Below are 732 nucleotides of genomic sequence, written 5' to 3'. Positions count from 1 at the left end.
CTATACTGTATATATAAACAGTGTATATAAATACAGGTATTATGTATCCGTGGTCGTGATAGGAGGGAAGATGCAGGACTATCTTTTGGAGTCGTTGAAGCTCCAGCGCATTGATTTTTTTATTAAGCTTGTAGCGGCGAGTGAGTGCAGTGACGAAGAAAAGCGGCTGGCTATCCAGTGGGTATCAGAGCTGACTGACGAACTCATGGCGAAAATCCGCAGCCATGAATACAGCCGGTCCATGGACGTCACCAGTTAATGGGGTCTGTATGCGCATTGAAATAATGATCGATAAAGAGCAGAAGATTAGCCAGGCCACACTGGACGCCCTTGAAACCGAGCTTTACCGTAATTTGCGCCCCCTGTATCCCAAAACAGCAATTCGAATCCGCAAGGGCAGCGCCAATGGCGTTGAGCTGAGTGGGTTAAAACTGGATGAAGATAAAAAGCGAGTGATGGAAATTATGCAACAGGTATGGGAAGACGACAGCTGGTTACATTAGAGAACCTTGCGGATGATAAAACTGGCTTTTACCGTCCGCAAGGTTGAACAACGAGCCTTGCGAGGCGTTAGCGCCGTTGTGCATGACTATGCTGCATGAGATCGCATGATCGTTTGAGGATCGTTTTTGCTGAGGCCCGCCAGTTCTGGTGGGCTTTTGCTTATGTCATGCACCTGCATGAAAACCGCTACATAAAGCGGGCAGGCGTGGCGGGGATACGAGCGCGCGC

General features: G+C 48.9%; 2 protein-coding genes. Both read left to right on the top strand.

Going from position 1 to position 732, the window contains the following annotated elements; translation table 11 throughout:
- Positions 1–70: 70 nt before the first annotated feature.
- Positions 71–259, top strand: a complete 189-nt coding sequence (locus JTI85_RS19000) for a hypothetical protein (protein WP_001154444.1) — start codon at positions 71–73, stop codon at positions 257–259.
- Between the two features lie 10 nt (positions 260–269).
- Entirely contained in the window at positions 270–503 is a 234-nt protein-coding gene (locus tag JTI85_RS18995) for a DinI family protein (protein WP_023226465.1), read from the top strand.
- The last annotated feature ends 229 nt before the right edge of the window (positions 504–732 follow it).

The organism is Citrobacter sp. Colony219 (assembly GCF_019382635.1).
GTDB lineage: Bacteria > Pseudomonadota > Gammaproteobacteria > Enterobacterales > Enterobacteriaceae > Citrobacter > Citrobacter youngae.
Note: the sequence above shows the minus strand (reverse complement) of the source record. Positions and strands in the feature narration are given on the sequence as shown.

Coding starts and splice junctions, on each gene's coding strand:
- JTI85_RS18995 (WP_023226465.1), top strand. CDS start 270: ATGCGCATTGAAATAATGATCGATAAAGAGCAGAAGATTAGCCAGGCC.
- JTI85_RS19000 (WP_001154444.1), top strand. CDS start 71: ATGCAGGACTATCTTTTGGAGTCGTTGAAGCTCCAGCGCATTGATTTT.